The organism is Aeromonas sp. sia0103 (genome assembly GCF_963895295.1).
Taxonomy (GTDB): domain Bacteria; phylum Pseudomonadota; class Gammaproteobacteria; order Enterobacterales; family Aeromonadaceae; genus Aeromonas; species Aeromonas encheleia.
Map to the genome: position 1 here is coordinate 1,143,999 of NZ_CAWQKG010000011.1, position 20,332 is coordinate 1,164,330.

The 20,332-nt window shown below is 60.7% G+C and carries 16 protein-coding genes and 2 pseudogenes; 9 read left to right on the plus strand and 9 right to left on the minus strand.

What is annotated here, in order from left to right:
- Positions 1–114: 114 nt before the first annotated feature.
- Positions 115–327 (minus strand): transcription antiterminator/RNA stability regulator CspE, encoded by a 213-nt coding sequence (cspE, locus tag AACW18_RS07830; protein ID WP_005316548.1) that lies wholly within the window; start codon positions 325–327, stop codon positions 115–117.
- A 560-nt stretch (positions 328–887) separates the two neighbouring features.
- Between cspE and AACW18_RS07835 the strand changes: the two genes are divergently transcribed.
- Positions 888–1,934 carry an aldo/keto reductase gene (locus AACW18_RS07835; protein WP_218388280.1) on the plus strand — a complete coding sequence of 349 codons (1,047 nt, stop codon included), beginning with the start codon at positions 888–890 and terminating at the stop codon, positions 1,932–1,934.
- An 85-nt stretch (positions 1,935–2,019) separates the two neighbouring features.
- Here AACW18_RS07835 and AACW18_RS07840 read toward each other — a convergent pair.
- A pseudogene (locus tag AACW18_RS07840) lies at positions 2,020–2,919 on the minus strand (IS3 family transposase); the annotation flags it as partial.
- A gap of 61 nt (positions 2,920–2,980) precedes the next feature.
- Here AACW18_RS07840 and AACW18_RS07845 point away from each other — a divergent pair.
- A complete protein-coding gene (locus AACW18_RS07845) occupies positions 2,981–4,024 on the plus strand; it encodes an IS110 family transposase (RefSeq protein ID WP_218388282.1) in 1,044 nt (347 codons plus the stop codon).
- A 240-nt stretch (positions 4,025–4,264) separates the two neighbouring features.
- Here the strand turns inward: AACW18_RS07845 and AACW18_RS07850 are convergent.
- A pseudogene (locus AACW18_RS07850) lies at positions 4,265–4,517 on the minus strand (transposase); the annotation flags it as partial.
- A 206-nt stretch (positions 4,518–4,723) separates the two neighbouring features.
- Positions 4,724–5,212: a tetratricopeptide repeat protein gene (locus AACW18_RS07855; protein WP_218388283.1), complete on the minus strand. Its 489-nt coding sequence runs from the start codon at positions 5,210–5,212 to the stop codon at positions 4,724–4,726.
- A 470-nt stretch (positions 5,213–5,682) separates the two neighbouring features.
- On the opposite strand from AACW18_RS07855, the gene AACW18_RS07860 reads away from it, so the two are divergent.
- Entirely contained in the window at positions 5,683–6,255 is a 573-nt protein-coding gene (locus AACW18_RS07860; protein ID WP_042653708.1) for an NADPH-dependent FMN reductase, read from the plus strand.
- Positions 6,256–6,489: 234 nt separating this feature from the next.
- On the opposite strand, the gene AACW18_RS07865 is transcribed toward AACW18_RS07860, so the two are convergent.
- Entirely contained in the window at positions 6,490–7,149 is a 660-nt protein-coding gene (locus tag AACW18_RS07865; RefSeq protein ID WP_218388284.1) for a beta-class carbonic anhydrase, read from the minus strand.
- 363 nt (positions 7,150–7,512) lie between these two features.
- On the opposite strand from AACW18_RS07865, the gene AACW18_RS07870 reads away from it, so the two are divergent.
- Entirely contained in the window at positions 7,513–8,898 is a 1,386-nt protein-coding gene (locus AACW18_RS07870; RefSeq protein ID WP_218388285.1) for an FAD-binding oxidoreductase, read from the plus strand.
- A gap of 76 nt (positions 8,899–8,974) precedes the next feature.
- A complete protein-coding gene (locus tag AACW18_RS07875; RefSeq protein ID WP_218388286.1) occupies positions 8,975–9,361 on the plus strand; it encodes a hypothetical protein in 387 nt (128 codons plus the stop codon).
- Between the two features lie 112 nt (positions 9,362–9,473).
- On the opposite strand, the gene AACW18_RS07880 is transcribed toward AACW18_RS07875, so the two are convergent.
- Entirely contained in the window at positions 9,474–10,367 is an 894-nt protein-coding gene (locus AACW18_RS07880; RefSeq protein ID WP_218388287.1) for a LysR family transcriptional regulator, read from the minus strand.
- Between the two features lie 160 nt (positions 10,368–10,527).
- Here AACW18_RS07880 and fdhD point away from each other — a divergent pair, with 160 nt between their 5' ends.
- The 3 genes from fdhD (at position 10,528) to AACW18_RS07895 (ending at position 14,994) form a co-directional block, all read left to right on the plus strand.
- Complete coding sequence (fdhD, locus tag AACW18_RS07885) at positions 10,528–11,313, plus strand: formate dehydrogenase accessory sulfurtransferase FdhD (protein ID WP_218388288.1); 786 nt, start codon at positions 10,528–10,530, stop codon at positions 11,311–11,313.
- Entirely contained in the window at positions 11,297–13,588 is a 2,292-nt protein-coding gene (locus AACW18_RS07890) for an FdhF/YdeP family oxidoreductase (RefSeq protein WP_218388289.1), read from the plus strand. Before fdhD ends, AACW18_RS07890 begins: the two co-directional genes overlap by 17 nt.
- 275 nt (positions 13,589–13,863) lie before the next feature.
- Complete coding sequence (locus AACW18_RS07895) at positions 13,864–14,994, plus strand: hypothetical protein (RefSeq protein ID WP_256351775.1); 1,131 nt, start codon at positions 13,864–13,866, stop codon at positions 14,992–14,994.
- A 16-nt stretch (positions 14,995–15,010) separates the two neighbouring features.
- Here AACW18_RS07895 and AACW18_RS07900 read toward each other — a convergent pair whose 3' ends face one another.
- Both AACW18_RS07900 and AACW18_RS07905 read right to left on the minus strand, forming a co-directional pair.
- Positions 15,011–16,588, minus strand: coding sequence for a sensor domain-containing diguanylate cyclase (locus AACW18_RS07900; RefSeq protein ID WP_218388290.1), 1,578 nt, complete (start codon positions 16,586–16,588; stop codon positions 15,011–15,013).
- 219 nt (positions 16,589–16,807) lie between these two features.
- Positions 16,808–17,704, minus strand: coding sequence for a LysR family transcriptional regulator (locus tag AACW18_RS07905; protein ID WP_218329177.1), 897 nt, complete (start codon positions 17,702–17,704; stop codon positions 16,808–16,810).
- A 147-nt stretch (positions 17,705–17,851) separates the two neighbouring features.
- Here AACW18_RS07905 and AACW18_RS07910 point away from each other — a divergent pair, with 147 nt between their 5' ends.
- Entirely contained in the window at positions 17,852–19,285 is a 1,434-nt protein-coding gene (locus AACW18_RS07910) for a glycoside hydrolase family 1 protein (protein WP_218388291.1), read from the plus strand.
- Between the two features lie 158 nt (positions 19,286–19,443).
- On the opposite strand, the gene AACW18_RS07915 is transcribed toward AACW18_RS07910, so the two are convergent.
- Positions 19,444–20,202 carry an SDR family NAD(P)-dependent oxidoreductase gene (locus AACW18_RS07915; RefSeq protein WP_218388292.1) on the minus strand — a complete coding sequence of 253 codons (759 nt, stop codon included), beginning with the start codon at positions 20,200–20,202 and terminating at the stop codon, positions 19,444–19,446.
- Positions 20,203–20,332 lie beyond the last annotated feature (130 nt).

Consider the following 20,332-nt stretch of genomic DNA (forward strand, 5'->3'; position numbering starts at 1 on the left):
AAGGAAGATATGGGGAATGAGTGGGAAATCAGATAACAAAAAACCCGCCTAGGCGGGTTTTTTCAATTCTTACAGCAGGTCTTCTCGATCAACGGGAAGGCGTCCTGACTTGAATTACAGACCAACTACGTTGGCAGCAGCCGGGCCTTTCTGGCCTTGCTCGATAGTGAACTCAACGCGCTGACCTTCGTCCAGGGTTTTGAAGCTGGTGGACTGGATAGCTGAGAAGTGTACGAACACGTCTTTGCTGCCGTCAGCCGGGGAGATGAAGCCAAAACCTTTTTCAGCGTTGAAGAACTTTACGGTACCAGTCATTTTGTTAGACATAATAATTTCCTTTAATAGTGTTTAAGGCGCCAAATGGCAATTCATGATTTTTCGTCAGCAATACGCATAAGGAGCACTAAAGAAGGAGAATTATTTAATAAAAACTATCTGAGATAATTCTTATACTAATCACAGCTTTACTAAAATGACTGCCTAACATAATCAGGTCTGAACTACCGAACCATCGAGAGCGATTAGAACACACTCACCTCTTTATAGCAATTATTAATCGTACATTTTTCACACAGGGTACGCCATACGTCTAAATGGCCGTAGTGATCTCATGAACCCGGATCCCATATAAGGGAGGATGCGAACAAGAATCCTCTGTGAAGTGACTGAGTATTTTAGGCATTTTAATTCAATCAGTTACAGAGGTATGTTTTCATGTCCTGTGACTTATTCGCACCTTCCCTAATCATGGGTAATCAGGAGTCAATTTGAGTAATTCATGGCCGAACTCTACTCTTCGGTATCGGCAACGCATGACCTTCTGACCAAGTGCATGCGACACCGACAGGTGCAATCATTTCAGCCACGTACCCCAAAGGAAGACGACCATGCGTTACCAAGTATTTGGAAATCACTCGGGCCTTCGTGTTTCCCAGCTTGCGCTCGGAACTGGTAACTTCGGGACGGCGTGGGGCTATGGTGCCGAGCTCGACGAGGCTCGGCGCATGTTCGGTCGGTATCTCGAAGCCGGCGGCAACTTCATCGATACGGCCGACAACTATCAGGTCGGGCAATCGGAGAGCCTTCTGAGCGAGCTCATCGCCCCGGTCCGCGAGAAGGTTGTTCTTGCCAGTAAATTCACCCTGGGGCTTATGCCGGATCAGGCAGGCATTGCCGCTGTCGGCAACTCGCGCAAGGTGATGCTGCAGTCTGTCGAGGCCAGCCTGAAGCGACTGAACACTGACCGTATCGATCTACTGTGGGTGCATATGCCCGATGGCGTCACTCCAATGGAGGAAATCATGCGAGGGTTAGACGACTTGGCACGCGCAGGAAAAATTGTCTATGCGGGCCTTTCGGACTTCCCAGCCTGGCGCGTCGCGCGGGCGGCCACATTGGCCGAGTTACGCGGCACGTTGCCGATTGCTGGCGTGCAAATCGAATACAGCCTGGTGGCGCGGACTGCGGAGCGTGAACTGCGGCCAATGGCCCAGGCACTGGGTCTGGGCACGGTGGGGTGGTCGCCCTTGGGCGGCGGTTTCCTGACTGGCAAGTACCGCCGCGGCGAAGTTGGACGTGCGACTCAACTGGGCGTGCTTATCCATCAGGAAGACAGCGCGCAGAAGGCGGCGGTGCTCGATGCGCTTGAGGCCGTGGCTGACGAAGTCGACTCGAACATGGGCCGAGTGGCGATTGCGTGGGTTGCAGCACGCGGGGTTGTCCCCATCATCGGGCCGAAATCTGTGGCGCAACTTGAAGACAATCTGGAAGCGGCTGAACTGCGGTTGACCGGGGCGCAACTTGCACTGTTGGATGCGGCTGGCGCCCCCAGCTTGGGTTTTCCGCATGACATGCTCAATCAGCAACCTATGAAGCAAAGTTTGGCGGGTGGTCAGTTCGACTTGTTCGACTTGCCTCCCAATATGTTTGCATGACCGTCAACCTGCCGCGGCACAGTAAGTGCGGGAGGCGGGGCGAACACATCGCTCCAATTGAATGCACAGGGCGCCATTGTAGTGGTCAAGAAAAACTGGCCACGGTTTTATGAGCATTCCAGTAGAGGCGCTCAGATTCGTTGGGGGTTAAGCCCTCGTTGTATTGATGGGGTCTGATATCGCTGTAATACCCTATCAAATACTCGGTTATCGACTGCTGGGCATCCGCCATATTCCTGTATCCCGTCGCCGGTACCCATTCACTTTTCAGACTGCGAAACAGCCGCTCCATCGGCGCATTGTCCCAACAATTTCCCCGCCGACTCATGCTCTGCTCTATCCGATACCACCACAGCTGCTGGCGGTATCGGCGGCTGCCGTAATGGCTACCCTGGTCCGAGTGAAACATGACTCCCGTCGGTCGCCCACGCGCCTCGAAGGCCATGGCTGTCAGTTCGCTGTCCGGCGACAGACTAAAAGCCCAGCCCACCGGTTTTCTGGCAAACAGGTCCATCACCACGGCCAGATAGCCCCAGCGCTGGCCGCTCCAGATATAGGTCACATAGCCACACCACACCTGGTTCGGGCTGGTCACCGCAAACTGGCGTGCCAGCCGGTTGGGGATGCTGACATGCTCCTGCTGTGCGCGCTGATACTTGTGCGCAGGGGGCTGGCTGCTGACTAACTCCAGGGCTTTCATCAGCTTACCTGCGCGATAACGGCTTAGCAGGACGCCGCGCTGACTCACCATGTCGGCTATCGTCCGAGCGCCAGCCGAGCCACGGCTGAGTTCATGGGCCCGGCGTACCTCGCTACGCAAGATGACGAGCGGTGGTGAGATAGTCCTGGTGCGACGTGCCCAGTATTTGTAGCTGCTGCGATGTACCCCGAACGCCTCGCACAAGCGAATCACCGCATGGCTCTGCTTGAGTTGCTCGACTAGCGAGCACTGTTCAGGGAGTCTGACATCAAGAAAGCGGTAGCCTAATGGGATGGTCTGATCCATCCACCCCGCTATGCTGGAGCCAACATCAAGGAGGTTCATCATGACCCAATCGCAGATTTACATTTACGGCATCGATTTAGGCAAAAACTGGTTTCACCTGGTGGCGATGGATCGCATGGGGCATGTATTGACCAAGCAAAAGCTCACTCGTGCACAGCTGAAGTTGTTCATCGGCACGACCCCACCGTGTCGGGTCGCCTTCGAGGCATGTCCTGGTTCGCAATACTGGGGACGCCTGTTTCAACAGGCGGGGTTCGAGCCCAAGATTATTCCCGCTCAATTTGTTAAGCCCTACCTCAAATCGAACAAGAATGACTTCAACGATGCTACCGCCATTGCCGAGGCAGGCAGCAGAGGCACTATGCGCTGTGTTCCGTTGAAATCTCATGAGCAACTGGCATTGCAGGCGACTCATCGCGTCCGTCAGCGTTTCATCGTCGAACGTACTGCCACTGTCAATCAGATGCGAGCATTGCTGCTGGAATATGGGCTCACCGTGCCAGTCGGCAGAAAAGTCTTCGAGCGCTCTCTGCCGACGATCCTTGAAGATGCCGAGAATGGCTTGCCTGACTTTATCCGCGCCCTAGTATTGCGCCTGAGGGAACGGTGGCAACAGCTGGATATTCAGATTGATGAGATGAGCCTCATGCTCGGACAAGCCTCTAGCGCATCGAGTTTGTGCCAAAAAATCAGTACCGTCCCCGGCATTGGACCGATTGTCTCAACCGCGTTAATTGCCGCGATTGGCAATGGCTCACAATTCAAGAAAGCCCGCGACCTGTCAGCCTGGTTGGGGCTGGTCCCCAGGCAATATTCAACGGGCGGCAAATCTTCGCTCGGCGGGATCAGTAAGCGTGGCAATAGCTATTTAAGGCAAATGGTTATTCAGGGCGCCAAAGCGCTGAAAATTCACATGAAGCGTGACAAGTCATCGTTAGGCGAATGGGTCGCCAGGCTGGAGGTCGGCCATCACCACCATGTGGTACTTATCGCCTTGGCCAACAAGATAATGCGAATTTGCTGGAAAGTGCTGACATCCGGCAGGGATTACCAACCGTATTCCAACGCAAGCTCAGCCGTTTAACTGATAGAACTCATACCCTGTTTTGCGAGCTAAAAGCAGATGACAGAAGCGTTCACCCCACGACGTTGCAGCTTGGCTAAAAAAGCAGTCTCTCGTGACTGGTAGCTTTATTAGGACGACGACGTGCGGATCCCATCAAGGCCAGAGCTGGAAAACGGCTCACAGACAGGCCGGATACATTGACGCAAACGACCTCTGGAAATCAGTTCACGCTTGCAGATAAGGAGCAGACCATACATTTTTTAGAATGAGGTTTTCCTCCTCCATACGGCGCAGGCGTTTCTTCAGCTCTCGGATGCGCTGTTGGTCGGGAGTAATGGGCGAGGCAGGATGAGATTGACCGGCGCGTTCAGCCCGCAGTTGGCGAACCCAGGCGTTTACTGACGGCCATGGCCTCACAGGCGGCCTTGACGGTGTAGTGCTGGTCGAGAACAAGCTGGGCACATTCGAGTTTGAATTCGGGAGAGAAGGTACGTCTTGTGTGTTGAGTCATTGCATCACCTGTTAATGGATGAGATGAGGGTATCACCTCTAATCAGGTGGCCAAATTCACTATGCCACTACAAACCAGTAGCGTGAAGTTCAACGTGCATGTAGACCTTCCGTGTGCAGGCAAGTCCAGCCTCGCTAGTGATGAAACCTATCTGGAATGGCGAGAGCAAGGCCAACAATCGCCAGCATGCCAGGGGCGCTGTATGATCAGCATCTTCGATACAGCTCGAAATAGCCAAACGCCAGTTTTTGCGCCTCTACCAGTGCGGCAGGGGCTAGTTTCTTAACCATCTTGTCACGCGATACTATGGCTGCGTGATCACCCTTGGTTGCTGCGAGAGAAAACCACGCATAAGCCTGCCTGTAGTCCTGTTCTACTCCAAAGCCATTTTTATAGAGGTATCCAAGGTGGCGTTGTGCCTCTTTGCCCCCCTGTTCGGCGGCCTTGCGATACCAGACAGCCGCCTGTCGGTAGTCCTGTGGCACCGTCTCACCCTTCTCACACATCATGCCGACGTTTAATTGGCAGTCTGCATTGCCCAGTTCGGCCCCTTTCTGAAACCAGAAACAGGCCTTCTGTCTGTCTTGCGGCCCATCCAATCCCAGGCCAGTGTCATACGCATGTGCCAAACAGATAGCAGCAGTCACATCGCCCTGTTCAGCTAGCTCAATCAAGGTTTCAATCGCATCGTTCATCTTAAACACCTCCTGCAGCTGGCTCATCCTGCGTCAGATATCTGTACCGTATTTGGCAGATATCCGAGTGGTATGATTCAACCTCTCCCGCCATTTCAATTTAGCCCTAAAAACACGCCTTAAGAGGGCCGCATTGAGTGCGCCCCTTGTGGGTGAGCGTCTTTTTATTACTGATGGGGTAGGGTAGGGGCTGCTGAAAATAATCCTCCATTTCGCGATGACTAGGGAGGCTGTGAACACGCATCCTCTGTGAGGAGACTGGGAGGTTTAGTTATTTTAATTCAACAAATTACAGGGTAGCGACTCAAGGTGATGTGGCGATGATCTCACGTCAGGGACTTGTCCGCGCCTTCCTTGGTTTATCGACTATCCTAGAGCATCTCCGATCTGTTCAACAGCATCAAGACTCGGCTATAGGCTAAGCATGATGGCTTGGATTCGGATGGGTTAACTCTACAAAGGAGATCTTCATGGTTAAATACAAGGTTGGTTATTTCGTCGGTAGTCTCTCCAGTACATCAATCAATCGATTGCTGGCCGAGGCGCTGGTGCGTTTGGCACCGCCCGAGTTGGAGTTGATTGAGATCCCCATTCGGGACTTGCCCCTGTACAGTCAAGACTATGATGCGGACTTCCCCCCGGTGGCACGAAAATTCAAGCAGTCCATTAGCGAAGTCGATGCGGTGTTGTTCGTGACGCCGGAATTCAACCGATCCATCCCTGGTGGCCTGAAAAATGCGATCGACTGGGCCAGCCGGCCGTGGGGCCAAAATTCGTTCACACGTATGCCTTCGGCAGTAATAGGTACGTCGCCCGGTGCCATTGGCACCGCGGTCGCGCAACAGAGCTTGCGTGGCGTGCTGTGCTTTTGCAATTCGCCACTGATGAATACGCTGGAAGCCTACATTCAATTTAAGCCCGGTCTGATCACCGAGGGCGGACAGGTCACGGACGATTCGACAGCTGACTTCCTGCGCAACTACATGAATGAGCTGCATGCATTCATCGTGCGGGTGCTGACTGTGTTGCCGCGCAATGCCTGAGCCGTTACCGATAATTCAGCGGCCAGGGCCAGTTGAAGTACCATTTTGTGACTGACGCCAAGGGTATCGCGCACACCTAGGTGGAGGGTAACGTCAACAGCAATGATGCAGCCGACTTCCAGATCGACCTAGTAGGCACACATGGTGCTGACCGATAGTGACTTCATCGAGAACAAGACACCGGCCTGAGGCCGGTGTCTTGTTTATGTAGCTGTCGTATCTGCTTAGCCCAATTCAGTCGAACGAGCCCATTGGCCCGGGGTAGGCCACCTCTTCGAGCATCCCGGTATCGACATCGTAGATGAAGCCGCGCACGCTGACCGCATCCGCGCCGTTCGTCGGTATCCAGGGGTGGTTCAGAACGGCCGACATGCCGCGCCGCACGTCCCAGGTGAGGCGCTCCATGTTTCGCTCATCGCGAGGAGAATCAAGCGGCTCTATTTGCCCACGAAACGCGTGGAATGCCGTCGGCGTGGCAGATGATTTCTTGCAGCTCGTGAACGCGCGGCCGGTGGCTTGGCCGAGCAGTGCCTCCGCTCTTGGATCCCCTTCCAGACCGGCTTTGAACAGATCGTCGGTGAAGGCGAGCATGCCGCAGCGGGTGTGATGGATCAGGATGATTTCGTCGGTATTGAGCAGATGATGCGAGATGATCAGGCAGCGAATGGTGTCATCACTGACCACCCCGCCGGCGTTGCGGATGATGTGGGCGTCCCCTGTCTGCAATCCGAGCAGGTCCTCCACATCGATCCGCGCATCCATGCAGGTCACGGCCACCACTCGCCTGGCCGGCTGGATCGGTTGTTTTCCCGGATAGAGAGGCTGGTGCACGGCCTCACCCTGCGCATACCTTTTGTTGTTCGCTAGATACTGATCCGTTTTTGACGTTGCCATGTTTGGCCCTCCGTTTCGCAATGACTGGGCGCCATCTTCAGGCTCCAGAGACGATGTGCTCTTTCACGGCTCGCACGGACGGGGTCAACAGTTTTGCGGGGAGGAAAGAATCTGTGCAGCTATGAGTGTAGCCAAGGCGTCTGGCCCTATTGGTAAAGGCCCTTTATCACCCAGATCCTCATGCAGGGGCGCGAACACACGGTGGCTGCCCGTGGATCGTACAGATTCGTTTAGCCGCCGCTCATCTTCCTGAGCGCCTCGGTTTGGGTCATGACAGATTGCTGCCACTCCAGCCCATCAGCCGAGCACCTTTGGGAAAGGGCACCATAATCAGTTGTCAGGTGCAAACAAAAAGGTGGCGCCATGAAGCCGTTACGAAATGCCAATATCGACGAGTTCAAAGCGCACTTCCGGGGGGAGGTGCTTCTTGCTGCAGACGCGGATTACGACGAGGTGCGCCAGATCTGGAACGCCATGATCGACCGCAAGCCCGCGCTGATCGCCCGCTGTACCTCGCCCGAAGATGTCGTGCAGGCCGTCGAGTTAGCGCGAAAACACAGCCTCCTCGTCTCGATCCGAGGGGGTGGGCACAATATCGCGGGCAATGCCGTGTGCGACGGTGGCCTGATGATCGACCTCTCATTGATGAAGAGTGTGCAAGTGGACCCGGCCACTCGCCGGGCCAGCGTCGAGCCCGGCTGCACCCTCGCCGATGTCGATGCGGCCGTACAGGCCCACGGCCTCGCCACGCCACTGGGCATCAACTCGACCACGGGAGTGGCCGGCCTGACGCTCGGCGGCGGGTTCGGCTGGCTGAGCCGGAAGTTCGGCATGACCATCGACAACCTGCTCTCCGCGGAAGTCATCACGGCGGATGGCCGTCAGCTGCACGCCAGCGCAACGGAAAACGCGGATCTCTTTTGGGGGCTGCGGGGGGGAGGTGGCAATTTCGGTGTCGTCACCCGCTTCGAGTTCCAGCTCCATCCCGTCGGGCCGGATGTACTGAGCGGGCTCATCGTCTTTGCGTTCGATCAGGCGAAGCTCGTGTTGACGCGGTTCGCCCGCTTCACCGAGACGATGCCGGATGAGCTCAGCGTCTGGATGGTCACGCGCAAGGCGCCTCCGCTGCCCTTCCTGCCCGAGGACGTGCACGGCAAGGAGATGGTCGCGCTCGCCCTGTGCTATGTGGGCGATCCCAAAGAGGGCGAGAGGCTGATCGAACCGCTGCGCGGGTTTGGCACCGTGCTCGGCGAGCACATCGGGGTCCAGCCATACGTCGCCTGGCAGCAGGCGTTCGATCCGCTCCTGTCGAAGGGGGCGCGCAACTACTGGAAGTCGCACAACTTCTCGCAGCTCAGCGACGGCGCGATCGACGCCATCATCGAATACGCCGGCAAGTTGCCGTCGCCCCAGTGCGAGATCTTCATCGGCACGATCGGCGGCCAGACGGCCCGGGTCGCGCCCGAGGCGATGGCTTACTCGAGCCGGGATGCCAATTATGTGATGAACGTGCACGGTCGCTGGGAGTCGGCTGGCGAGGACGAGCGCTGCATCGCCTGGGCGCGCGAGTTCTTTACCAAGTCGCAACCCTTTGCCAGCAGCGGCGCCTACATCAACTTCCTCACCCAGGACGAGACCGACCGCATCGCCTTCGCCTATGGCGCGACCTACGATCGGTTGGTGGAGATCAAGAAGAAGTACGACCCGACCAACCTCTTCCGGATGAACCAGAACATCAAACCGGTATGAGCAGCGATCATGCGCCATGCAACCTAAGCCAGAGATCGTTATTCGACCTCCACAACCACCATCGAGGAGCGTACAGATGCGTATTTCCAAGCAGGATGTACCCGTCAGGATCCAGGTGCCGGGCGCCATCGCGCGGCAACAGACCGAATTTGGCGACGCGACCGGATACGGCATGATCAGCGGCGAATATTTTTCCCTCGGCGCGGGCACGGATATAGCACCGCTGCTGCAAGGGCTGAAGGGCGATCTGTGCCAGGCCCCGCACTGGGGCTATGTATTGCAGGGCGAACTGTCGGTCACCTATGGGGATGGTTCGAGCGAGGTGATCAGCGGTGGGGATCTGTTCTATTGGCCACCCGGGCACACGGTGAGGGTCGGTCAAGACGCCGAGGTCATTCTGTTCAGTCCGCAGCACGAGCACAGTGAGGTGATCGATCACATGCTCCACAAGCTGGGCCACTGAGTCAGTTCTCACTATTCAATCGAGGGGACCATCATCGGTGCGATGATGGTCCCTGAATTTCCCCCAGTTCCAGACCCTTCAACGCGTTCAAATGAGACAATCCCCTCAGGGATTACGACTCATCCACTTCCGCCATCTCGAGAAACGCGTGCATGGCCGGGGTGACGCTGTGCTTGCGGGTGATAAAGGCGGTGGTGCCCGCCGTCGCGTCCTCCAGCGGCTGGCAGTGCACCTTGAACAGCTGGTTGGCGGTGCTGGCGATGCCGGCGCTGACCACGGCGCTGCCCAGACCATGGCTCACCGCATTGACCAGGTGGAACAGGGAGTCGGTCTCGAGCACCACCTTGAAACTCAGCTGCTGGCGGGCGGCGGCCTGCTCGAAATGGTGGCGAAACTGCATGGTCCTGCTCGGCAGGATCAGGGGGAGGGGTTGCAGATCGGCCAGTTTCAACGGGCCCTGGTTGGCGGTGTCGCCCGCCGCGGGCCGGGGGCTGAGCACCGCCATCGGATTGGGGCGGCGCAGCTGCACGTCGAGGGAGCGGCGCTGGCCGTCGGTGAGCGGCTCGTCAAAGCCGAGCCCGATGTCGGTCCGGTGCAGATCCAGCTGTTCGAGCAGGGTGCCGTGGGTCAGCACCGACAGGCGCAGGGTGACGTTGGGATAGAGGGTATTGAAGCGCTTGATGAGCGGCATGATGTCGACGCTCGACTGCGGCACTATGCCGATGCGCAGGGCGCCACTGAGCTCGCCGCTGAACAGGCTGAGTTCCTGGCGCATCGAGTCCTGCTCCAGCAGCATCCGCTCGGCGTGGCGCAGCACCACCTCACCGGCCTGGGTCAGCGCCACGAACTGGCTGTTGCGCACCACCAGTTCGGTGCCGAGGGATTTCTCCAGGGTAGTGATGCTGGCCGACAGGGTTGGCTGGGTGATGAAGCAGGCCTTGGCCGCCCTGGCGAAGTGGCGGTGCTGGGCCAGCTCGTAAAAGTAGCGTAACTGATTGATATTCATTGAAGCTATGCGGATGGGTACCATGAATGGGCGACAAACTTAATCAATCGAGCCGCCATCTGCAATAGGATTGTTCTATTGATGAATAGATTTGTTTCATTGGTTTTGCCGCCATGACTTCTCTAAACTTGGTTCTCGGATACATTTTTAAGCGTGTCGTATGGACCCTTTCAATGCATGGTTGCCCAGGCTGGACGAGCTGGTGGAAGAGGCGGCCCTGTCAGTCAATATCAACGGCATCAACCATGCCGTCATGATGGTGACCCCCGACGATCTCGATGATTTCGCCATAGGTTTCCTGTTCGGTGACGGCATCATCGCGGGCAATCAGGATGTGCACGACATCCAGATCACACCCTCAGAGCAGGGTATGGTGCTCGATGTGACCATCGCCAACCGTTGCCTCGCCGCCCTGAGCCAGCGCAAGCGCCGCCTCACCGGCGCGACCGGCTGCGGCATCTGCGGGGTCGAGGCCATCGAACATGCCTTGCCCGCCCTGACCCCTCTAGCTCCGCTGGCACCGCCTGCGGCCGTGAGCCTTGCCAACTTGCGCGAGCGCATCGCCCCCTGGCAGTGCAAGGCCCGCCAGAGCGGCGCGCTCCATGCCGCGCTGGCGCTGGATGAGCAGGGTGAGATAGTGGCCTGCCGGGAAGACATAGGCCGGCACAACGCCCTGGACAAACTCATCGGCATGCAGTTGCGCCAGCCCGTGCGCGCCAGCACCCTGGTCATCACCAGCCGCTGCGGCAGCGAACTCATTCACAAGGCCGTGCAATTTGGTGCCGCTCACCTGATAAGCCTCGCATCCCCCAGCCAGCTCGCCGTGCGGCTGGCCCTGAAATACAACCTGAACCTCATTCATGTGCCCAGGTTTGACGCCCCGGTCTACTATTCCCATGGCCGGCCCTCAGACCAGATCGGAGAACCCAATGTCCAGTCATATTGAGAAACCAGCCAAGGCCGGTGGATTTTCTTCCCTGCAATCCACTTTCAAGCAGGTGCTGCGCAGCCAGAAGACCCGCCAGAACATCAAGAACCTGCTGCGGGTCAACCAGACCGATGGCTTCGACTGCCCGGGCTGTGCCTGGGGTGACAACAAGCAGGGGGCCTTCCAGTTCTGCGAGAACGGTGCCAAGGCGGTGGCCTGGGAGTCGACTGGCAAGACGGTGGGGGCCGCGTTCTTTGCCGAGCATTCGGTGCGCCGCCTCGCGAGCCAGAGCGACTACTGGCTGGAATATCAGGGCCGTCTGACCGAGCCGCTGCGCTACAACCCGGCCAGCGATCACTACGAGCCGGTAAGCTGGGATGAGGCCTTCGCCATCATCGCCGCCAAGCTGCAGAGTCTGGCCAGCCCGGACGAGGTGGAGTTCTATACCTCGGGGCGGGCGAGCAATGAAGCATCCTACCTCTATCAGCTGTTCGGCCGTCTCTATGGCACCAACAACTTCCCGGACTGCTCCAACATGTGCCACGAGGCGAGCGGGGTGGGGCTCATCCAGTCCGTCGGGGTGGGCAAGGGCACTGTGGTGCTGGAGGACTTCGACGCCGCCAAGGCCATCTTCGTGTTCGGCCAGAACCCGGGTACCAACCACCCGCGCATGATGAACGCACTGCGCCAGGCGGCGCGCCAGGGCTGCCAGATAGTCACCTTCAACAACTTGAAAGAGGTGGCGCTGGAGCGCTTCGCCAGCCCCCAGAGCCCGGCCGAGCTGCTGACCCCGGCGGCCACCCGCATCAGCCACCAGTACCTGACCCCCAAGCTGGGCGGTGACATGGCGGCGGTGCGCGGCATGGCCAAGTACATCCTGGAGGAGGAGGGCGGACGCATCGATCTCGCCTTCATCGAGCAGCATACCGCGCACTTTGATCAGTACCTTGAGCAGGTGCACGCCACCGACTGGGCCCAGATAGAGGCTCAGTCCGGGCTTGGCCGGGACGCCATCAGCCAGGCGGCCAGGATCTTTGCCCAGAGCGACAGCGTGATCAGCTGCTGGGCCATGGGGATCACCCAGCACAAGCACTCGGTCGACACCATCCGCGAGATAGTCAACCTGCACCTGATGTGCGGCCAGATTGGCAAGCCGGGGGCGGGGCTCTGCCCGGTGCGCGGCCACAGCAACGTGCAGGGCAACCGCACCATGGGCATCAACGAGAAGCCGAATGCGGCCTACATCGACCGCCTCGAGCGCCGTTTCTCGGGGCTCAAGCGCACGCCCGGGCACAACGTCTACGAGGCGCTCAAGGCCCTGCACGCAGGCCAGAGCAAGATGATCGTCTGCCTTGGGGGCAACCTGGCGGCGGCCGCGCCGGACACCGACTTCACCTATGAGGCGTTGCGCAACAGCGAGCTGAACGTGCAGATCAGCACCAAGCTCAACCGCAGCCACCTGATGGTGTCCCGGGATGCGCTGATCCTGCCCTGTCTCGGTCGCACCGAACTCGACCGGCAGCGCACCGGCATCCAGAAGATCACCGTGGAAGACACCTTCAGCATGGTGCACGCCTCGACCGGCATGAACGATCCTGTCTCCCCGCTCTGCCTGTCCGAGATCGACATAGTCGCCCGCATGGCCGAGGCGACCCTGGGGAGCGAGCGGGTCGACTGGCTGGCCCTGCGCGATGACTACGGACTGCTGCGGGATCTGATCGCCGAGACCATCGCCGGCTTTGACGACTTCAATCGCCGCATCGAGGAGCCCTGCGGCTTCCACCTCGAGAACGCGGCGGCCAAGCTGCGCTGGAATACCCGCAGCGGCCTCGCCGAGTTCAGGCCGAGCCGGTTGCCGGACTCCATCCTGCCCGACTGCACCCGCCACGCCGAGCAGATGGTGGATCAGCCGGTCTTGCTGCTGCAGAGTCTGCGCTCCCACGATCAGTACAACACCACCATCTACGGCATGGACGATCGCTATCGCGGCATCAAGGGGCGGCGCAACGTGGTGTTCATGAACGAGGCGGATGCCCGCGCGCTCGGGTTGGCCGAGGAGCAACAGGTGGACATGGCCGCCATCTGCAACGATGGGCGCGAACGGGTGGTGCGCGGCTTTAGCGTCATCTTCTACGAGATCCCGCGGGGCAACATCGCCGCCTACTACCCGGAGACCAACCCGCTGGTCGCCATCGAGAGCATAGGCGAGGGCTCCTTCACCCCGACCTCCAAGTCCATCCCGGTGCTGGTGAGCCCGACCAGGGCGCCGGCCAGCCTCGCCGTCAACCTGTAGCCTGTCGCACCAGCCCATTCGACCCCTGCCATCGGCAGGGGTTTTTTCATCTCTGGCGTTCGTGCTAACCCAGAGTGCGGCGAAGCTGTATGGCGATTGTACGGCTAACCATCTTTGGGTAGCTGGGGTCCGGGCTTGCCGATATGCTTGCCCCCCTTTCCCGGTCGCCCGTAATGAATGTCAGCGGCCGGCAACCTGAATACGGAACGCGCCTGCGAAGCTGGGTGGCCCAGCGCCGCCGCAGTACCGCGCGTGACCCAGTGCGGATCCCATACATGCGTAACTCGACCTCCCCTCTGCTGGCCGGCCTGGCCCTCACCATGACCCTGGCGGCGGCCCCCGTGACCGCGGCAGAACCCGCCAACGAGGATGCGAAAGCCGGCCAGGATGGCAAGAAAAGCGAGGAGACGGCGAAGGCCGATCGTTCCCCCTGGCTGTTCGTGCCGCTGCTGAGCTCCAGCCCCAAGCTGGACACGGCGGCGGGTCTGATGGTGGGTTATCTGCATCAGTTCGATGAAGAGTCGCGTCCGTCGCTGTTCACCCTCTCGGCCAAGTACACCACCTCCGAGTCCCTGATCGCCAGCGCCTTCGCCAAGACCTCGTTCGGGGCGGATCACCACCGTATCGTCGGCGGCATCATCTCCGGCGACATCAACAACAGCTACGAGGACTACCTCGGCACCGGCCGCGCCCTGGAGACCAACGACAACTTCCGCTCCGCCTTCTTCCGCTACTTGTACCGGGTGGAGGGGGACTGGTTCGTCGGCGGCATGGCGGCGTACTCCAACTACGAGATGCAGGGTCAGGATCCGCAGTCGGACCAGATCCTGGACGAGCTGGGGCTGGAGGGCTTCACCTCGGGGGGGCTCGGGCTGGTGGTGCAGCATGACTCTCGCGACAGCGACTTCAGCGCGACCAAGGGCTGGTACCTCAACGTCAACAACCTGGCCTATCGGGAGGGCTTGGGGGGAGAGCAGGACTTCGACATCTACCGGGTCGACTACCGGGGCTACTGGAGTCACGGGGAGGGTAACGTGCTCGCCTGGCGCAATCGCAACCAGTTCTCGCACGACGCGCCGAGCGGCTCCTATTCTCCCATCTACCTGCGCGGCTACACCCCGGGCGAGTACCTGGCCCAGAACATGTCGGCGGTCGAGGTCGAGGAGCGCTACAAGCTGGCGGATCGCTGGACCCTCACCGCCTTCGCCGGGGTGGCCTGCCTCTACGGCGACGCCGTCAACGGTGAGTCACTGGACTGCTCCGACAGTGACAACATTTATCCCGCCTGGGGGGCGGGGGTCCAGTATCTGCTCAAGCCGGAGGCGGGCATAGTCGCCAACCTCGAGTATGCGATGGGCAAGGATGACAACTCGGGCATCTATCTGAAGATGGGTTACAGCTTCTGACGCTGGGCCCCGCCCATCAACACATTCCCACCACCACGCAATTCCTGCCTTGGTGCTTGGCTTCATAAAGCGCCTTGTCCGCACACTTGAGCACCTCCCCCAGGGTGGCGCTGGCATGTTCGGGCCAATGTGCCACGCCGAGGGAGAGGGTGACTCGTCCCACCCTGGCCATCTCATGGGCCGCTACCTTCAGCCGCAGCCGCTCGGCGATCGCCTGGGCCTGCGACAGCGAGACCCCGGGTAGCAGCAACAGAAACTCCTCACCGCCGCTGCGGAACAGGGCCGCATCCGGCCTGATCTCCTGCTGCATCAGGCCGGCCAGGGCGATGATCACCTCATCCCCGACGTCGTGACCGAAGTTGTCATTGATGGCCTTGAAGTGATCGATATCCAGTGCGATGACGGACAGGGCCCGGCGCTCGGCCTGATATTCATCCAGCATCTGCTGCATCGCCCGCCGATTGAGGAGCCCGGTCATGGGATCGGTGTGACTGTCGTTGTGCAACTTGTCGATCTTGGTATTGAGCAGGCCCAGCCCCTTGAGGATGGCCTGCTTCAACTGGGCCGCCTCGAAGTACCAGGCGCGGATGCCGGCGATGTTGGAAATCGCCTCCTGCTGATCCATCAGCCTGGCCCGGTTGGCCAGCTGGCGCAGCGGCCGGGAGATGAAGGTCGCCGAGAGCCAGATGACGAAGAGGATTAAGAGGGTGAGGGGGACCATCTGCATCAGCACGCCGGACAACTGCTCGTCGAGCCCCGCCAGGGTGGCGCTGCGTGGGCGCTGGGCGACTATGCCCCAGCTCGCGCTGGCAACAGGTGCGAAGCCGGCCAGCATGTCGGTGCCCCCGGAGTTGATCACACTCAGTGCCCCCTGCTGTCCGTTCAGCACCTCGTCGACCACCTGGTTGTCCTCGATCTTCTGGCCGATGCGCTGGGGATCCGGGTGATAGATCAGCGTCTTCTCCCGATCGACCACATAGAGGTAGGAGCCATCCTGGTAGTAGTGCTGGCCCAGCATGCTGGAGAGGATGCTGGCAGACTGCAGGTAGATGGTGCCGGCGACGTAGCCGAGGTAGCGCTGATCGGCCGCAAACACCGGGTAGGAGAGGCTGATGAGGTAGTTGCCGGAGAGCGAGACGAAGGGGTCCGAGATCAGCGGCTGCTGCAGGCTGAGGGCTTGCCGGGAGATGGGGGAGCTGAGCTTGGCCCCCTTGAGCTGCAGCGTCTCGGGGGAGACGGCGACTATGGTGGCGTCGCGGTTGACGATGACCACCGAGTTGAAGGTGTTGGTCTGCAGGCGCAGGCGGCTGACCTCCTCGTCGAGGCCCCCCAGGTCCCTGGCCTGCAGCAGCGGCGCCAGCAGGGAGGCGCTGTAGGCCAGCTGCCCCTGGGCGGATTGGAGCATGGCATCGGCGGAGGCGGCCAGCTTGGCGGCATAGACCCGGTTGGCCTCCAGGGTGCTGGCGATCAGCAGCTGTCGCTGGGCCTGGTGGACGGCGTAGAAACTGTTACCAAAGGTGGCCAGCACGCCGAGGACGGCCAGGGCCAGGATGAGGCGGTGCAAATCGAATTTCAGCAGCCAGTGAGGTGGCATGGGGGACAGGGATCCTTGTCGGGCGGCGCAGTGAACGGCGGAGTCTATGGGGAGATTCTAATGGGCTTGTCCGCCGAAAAGCTACTGCTAATCAGGCGGCGCGCCCATGGCGCTCAGCACTTTCTGGCCACCCGAGCCTCTCTCACTCAGGATCCATGCCCCGTCGAGCACCGCCTTTGCAACGAGGCCGACCGCAGGCTCAGCCGGCAGGGCGCTACGCTATCGGCCCTGAGCCGGGGTGGCGTCTCGGAGCTCGGGATCCCCGAGTTCGGCCACCGTCTGCCAGAAGGCGTCGATGAGCGGGTTGTCGCCCTGGGGCGGGCGGGTGAGGCCGATGATCCAGCTCGCCTCGGGCTCCATGAGCGGCAGGGCGATCACGTCCGGGTGCTCTATGGTGGTGGAGGAGGGCACCAGGGTCCAGGCGATGCCCGCCGCCGCGGTGGCGATGCCGGCGGCGAAGTCGTTCACATACTGGATGTCGCGAAAACGCAGCCCGCTCTGGGCCAGGTAGTGCACGAATTGATCGTGGAAGGAGGGGGCTTTGTCCCGGCGCAAGATGGCCAGCGGCTTGTCCACCAGATCCGCAAAGCCGCCTATCCCGCGGTAGCTGGCGGGCAGCACGGCGACGAAATGGGCGCGCACCACCGGCAGGAAGTGCCAGCCCCTGGGGGCGGGCAGGCGGCAGAAGCCGAGATCCAGCTTGCCCTCGGCGAGCGCCATCAGCTGGTGATGGGTGGAGAGATCGTTGAGCTCGATATTCACCCGGGGGCGGGTCGCCCGAAAGCGGGCGATGGCGGCGGGCACCAGCAGCTTGGTGGCCACCCCGAAGCCGATGCGCAGGCTGCCGCCGCTGCCCGCCAGCACGTCGCGGGCGGTGCGGCCGAGCTGCTCGCTCTGCGCCACCAGGGCGCAGGCATCCGCATAGAGCGCCCGCCCGAGCAGGGTCAGCCGGGTGCTGCTGGCGTTGCGCTCGAACAGCTCGCCGCCAAACTCCGCCTCCAGCCGCCGTATCTGCTTGCTCAGGGCCGACTGGGTGATGTGCTGGCGCGCCGCCGCCTGGCCAAAGTGCAATACCTCCCCCAGGGTGACGAAGGCCTTCAGGTCTCTCAGCTCCATTGCTGCTCCTTCATTCCTGTTTGGAATGTTGAATGGTCAAAATTGTCATTGGACGGAATTCTAGAACTGTTCGATGCTTGTGCCAATTCATTCAGGGTGCCCAGGTCGCCAAGGCACTCAGGTTTCAAGCAGCAGGAGACAAGCCAGATGCATCACCCCAAGTTCAATGACTTCCCCGCGGACTTCCTCTGGGGCGCCGCCTCCGCCGCCTATCAGGTCGAAGGGGCCTGGGACGCCGATGGCAAGGGCCCCTCGGTGTGGGATCTGTTCACCAAGCTGCCGGGCAAGACCTTTGAGGGCAGCAACGGCGACGTGGCCGTCGATCACTATCATCGGGTGGAAGAGGACGTGGCGTTGATGGCCGAGATGGGGCTCAAGGCCTATCGCTTCTCGGTGAGCTGGCCGCGCATCTTCCCCACCGGTCGGGGCGAGGTGAACGAGGCGGGGCTGGCCTTCTACGAGCGGCTCATCGACAGCCTGATCGCCCACGGCATCGAGCCGGTGCTGACGCTCTACCACTGGGATCTGCCCCAGGCGCTGCAGGAAGAGTACGGCGGCTGGGAAGACAGACGCATCATCGACGACTTCGAGCGCTACTGCGTCACCCTCTATCAGCGCTTCGCCGGCAAGGTGAAGTACTGGGTCTCCCTCAACGAGCAGAACTACAACCTGACCAACGCCTATCAGCTCGGCACCCATCCGCCCGCGGTGCAGGACAGGAAGCGCTTCTTCGCCGCCAACCACATTGCGTTTCTGGCCAACGCCCGGGTCATCAAGGCGTTCCGTCAGCATGTGCCGGGCGGCCTCATCGGCCCAAGCTTCGCCTACTCCCCCGCCTACCCGGCGTCGTGCGACCCCAAAGACATGCTGGCGTTCGAGAATGCCGAGGAGTTCACCAACCTCTGGTGGCTGGATGCCTACTGCTTCGGCCGTTACCCTCAGGCGGCGCTCGCCTACCTGAGAGAGAACGGTGAGGCCCCGGAGATCCTGCCGGGGGATCTGGAACTGCTGCGGGAAGGCACGCCGGACTACATAGGGGTCAACTACTACTACACCCTGACCTACACCGACAACCCGCTCGGCGGCCAGACGATGCAGCGCATCAACACCACGGGCCAGAAGGGCACCACGCCGTCGAGCGGTGTCCCCGGTCTCTACAAGACCACCCCGAACCCGCACCTGGAGACCAGCAACTGGGACTGGGCCATCGATCCCACCGGGATGCGCATCGCCCTGCGTCGGCTCTCGTCCCGCTACGGCCTGCCGCTGATGATCACCGAGAACGGACTGGGGGAGTTCGACCAGCTGGAGGCTGACGGCCGGGTGCACGATGACTACCGCATCGCCTATCTGCAGAGCCACCTGATCGCCTGCCAGCAGGCGCTGCAGGACGGGGTCGAGCTGCTCGGCTACTGCGCCTGGTCCTTCACCGACATCCTGAGCTGGCTCAACGGCTACCAGAAGCGCTACGGTTTCGTCTATGTGGAGCGGGACGAGCAGGGCGGATCCTTGCGCCGCATCAAGAAGGAGAGCTTCCACTGGTACAAGAGCGTCATCGCCTCCGGCGGCAAGACGCTGTAAGGCGTCTCCCCGGCGCACGGACGGTGCCAGCCCGCTGGGCCAGTCATGCAAGCGGTCAGGCAAAACCGGGCAGACACAAAGAGGCCCCACCTTATGGTGGGGCCTCTTGTTTTTGCGCTCTCCAGGGCTCCCGAGACGATGGGGTCCGGGATGGACACTCAGATAAAGATGCCGCCCGAGACCTCGATGCGCTGGGCGTTGAGCCAGCGGTTGTCATCGGAGAGCAGGGCGGCGATCACGCCGCCGACGTCGTCCGGCTGGCCGACCCGCCCCAGCGCGGTCTGGCTCGCGATGCGCTCGTTGACCGCCTTGTTGTCGCGCACCAGGCCGCCGCCAAAGTCGGTCTCGATGGCGCCGGGGGCCACCACGTTGACGGCGATCCCCCGCGGGCCCAGCTCCAGGGCCAGATAGCGGCTCAGCACCTCGATGCCCCCCTTCATGGCCGCATAGGCGGCATAACCCGGCAGGGCGAAGCGGGTGAGACCGGTGGAGAGGTTGACGATGCGCCCGCCGTCCATGATCAGCGGCAGCAGCTGCTGGGTCAGGAAGAAGGTCCCCTTGAGGTGGATGTTGAGCAGGGTGTCGAACTGCTGCTCCGTGGTCTGCTCGAAGTCGGCGTGGATGCCGATGCCGGCGTTGTTGACCAGGAAGTTGAAGCGCTCGCGCTGCCACTCCCGTTGCAGCAGCTGGCGCACCTCGTCGGCAAAGGCCGCGAAGGAGGCGCTGTCACCCACATCCAGCGCCAGCGCCTGGGCCTTGACCCCGAGCGCCCGCGCCTGGGTCACCACGCTGACGGCCTCGTCGGCCTGACTGTGGTAGGTGATGATGAGGTCGACCCCCTTCGCCGCGAGGGCCAGGGCCGAGTGTTTGCCGAGGCCGCGGCTGGCACCGGTGATGAGGGCAATGGGGTGGGTCATGCTGTGACTCCTGTCTGGGTGGATGGCGGGGGCTCGATGCGAGCCGACAGGATCACAGTATTGTCTCTTTCTGGCGGGATAACGATGCCGACGGGTCAGCGCCTCGCTGTCAGCGTCGTCCGCGCTGGCT

What these genes read in the sequence shown, in the direction of transcription:
- cspE (WP_005316548.1), bottom strand. Translation starts at nt 327, where the DNA reads ATGTCTAACAAAATGACTGGTACCGTAAAGTTCTTCAACGCTGAAAAA.
- AACW18_RS07835 (WP_218388280.1), top strand. Translation starts at nt 888, where the DNA reads ATGCGTTACCAAGTATTTGGAAATCACTCGGGCCTTCGTGTTTCCCAG.
- AACW18_RS07845 (WP_218388282.1), top strand. Translation starts at nt 2,981, where the DNA reads ATGACCCAATCGCAGATTTACATTTACGGCATCGATTTAGGCAAAAAC.
- AACW18_RS07855 (WP_218388283.1), bottom strand. Translation starts at nt 5,212, where the DNA reads ATGAACGATGCGATTGAAACCTTGATTGAGCTAGCTGAACAGGGCGAT.
- AACW18_RS07860 (WP_042653708.1), top strand. Translation starts at nt 5,683, where the DNA reads ATGGTTAAATACAAGGTTGGTTATTTCGTCGGTAGTCTCTCCAGTACA.
- AACW18_RS07865 (WP_218388284.1), bottom strand. Translation starts at nt 7,149, where the DNA reads ATGGCAACGTCAAAAACGGATCAGTATCTAGCGAACAACAAAAGGTAT.
- AACW18_RS07870 (WP_218388285.1), top strand. Translation starts at nt 7,513, where the DNA reads ATGAAGCCGTTACGAAATGCCAATATCGACGAGTTCAAAGCGCACTTC.
- AACW18_RS07875 (WP_218388286.1), top strand. Translation starts at nt 8,975, where the DNA reads ATGCGTATTTCCAAGCAGGATGTACCCGTCAGGATCCAGGTGCCGGGC.
- AACW18_RS07880 (WP_218388287.1), bottom strand. Translation starts at nt 10,367, where the DNA reads ATGAATATCAATCAGTTACGCTACTTTTACGAGCTGGCCCAGCACCGC.
- fdhD (WP_218388288.1), top strand. Translation starts at nt 10,528, where the DNA reads ATGGACCCTTTCAATGCATGGTTGCCCAGGCTGGACGAGCTGGTGGAA.
- AACW18_RS07890 (WP_218388289.1), top strand. Translation starts at nt 11,297, where the DNA reads ATGTCCAGTCATATTGAGAAACCAGCCAAGGCCGGTGGATTTTCTTCC.
- AACW18_RS07895 (WP_256351775.1), top strand. Translation starts at nt 13,864, where the DNA reads ATGCGTAACTCGACCTCCCCTCTGCTGGCCGGCCTGGCCCTCACCATG.
- AACW18_RS07900 (WP_218388290.1), bottom strand. Translation starts at nt 16,588, where the DNA reads ATGCCACCTCACTGGCTGCTGAAATTCGATTTGCACCGCCTCATCCTG.
- AACW18_RS07905 (WP_218329177.1), bottom strand. Translation starts at nt 17,704, where the DNA reads ATGGAGCTGAGAGACCTGAAGGCCTTCGTCACCCTGGGGGAGGTATTG.
- AACW18_RS07910 (WP_218388291.1), top strand. Translation starts at nt 17,852, where the DNA reads ATGCATCACCCCAAGTTCAATGACTTCCCCGCGGACTTCCTCTGGGGC.
- AACW18_RS07915 (WP_218388292.1), bottom strand. Translation starts at nt 20,202, where the DNA reads ATGACCCACCCCATTGCCCTCATCACCGGTGCCAGCCGCGGCCTCGGC.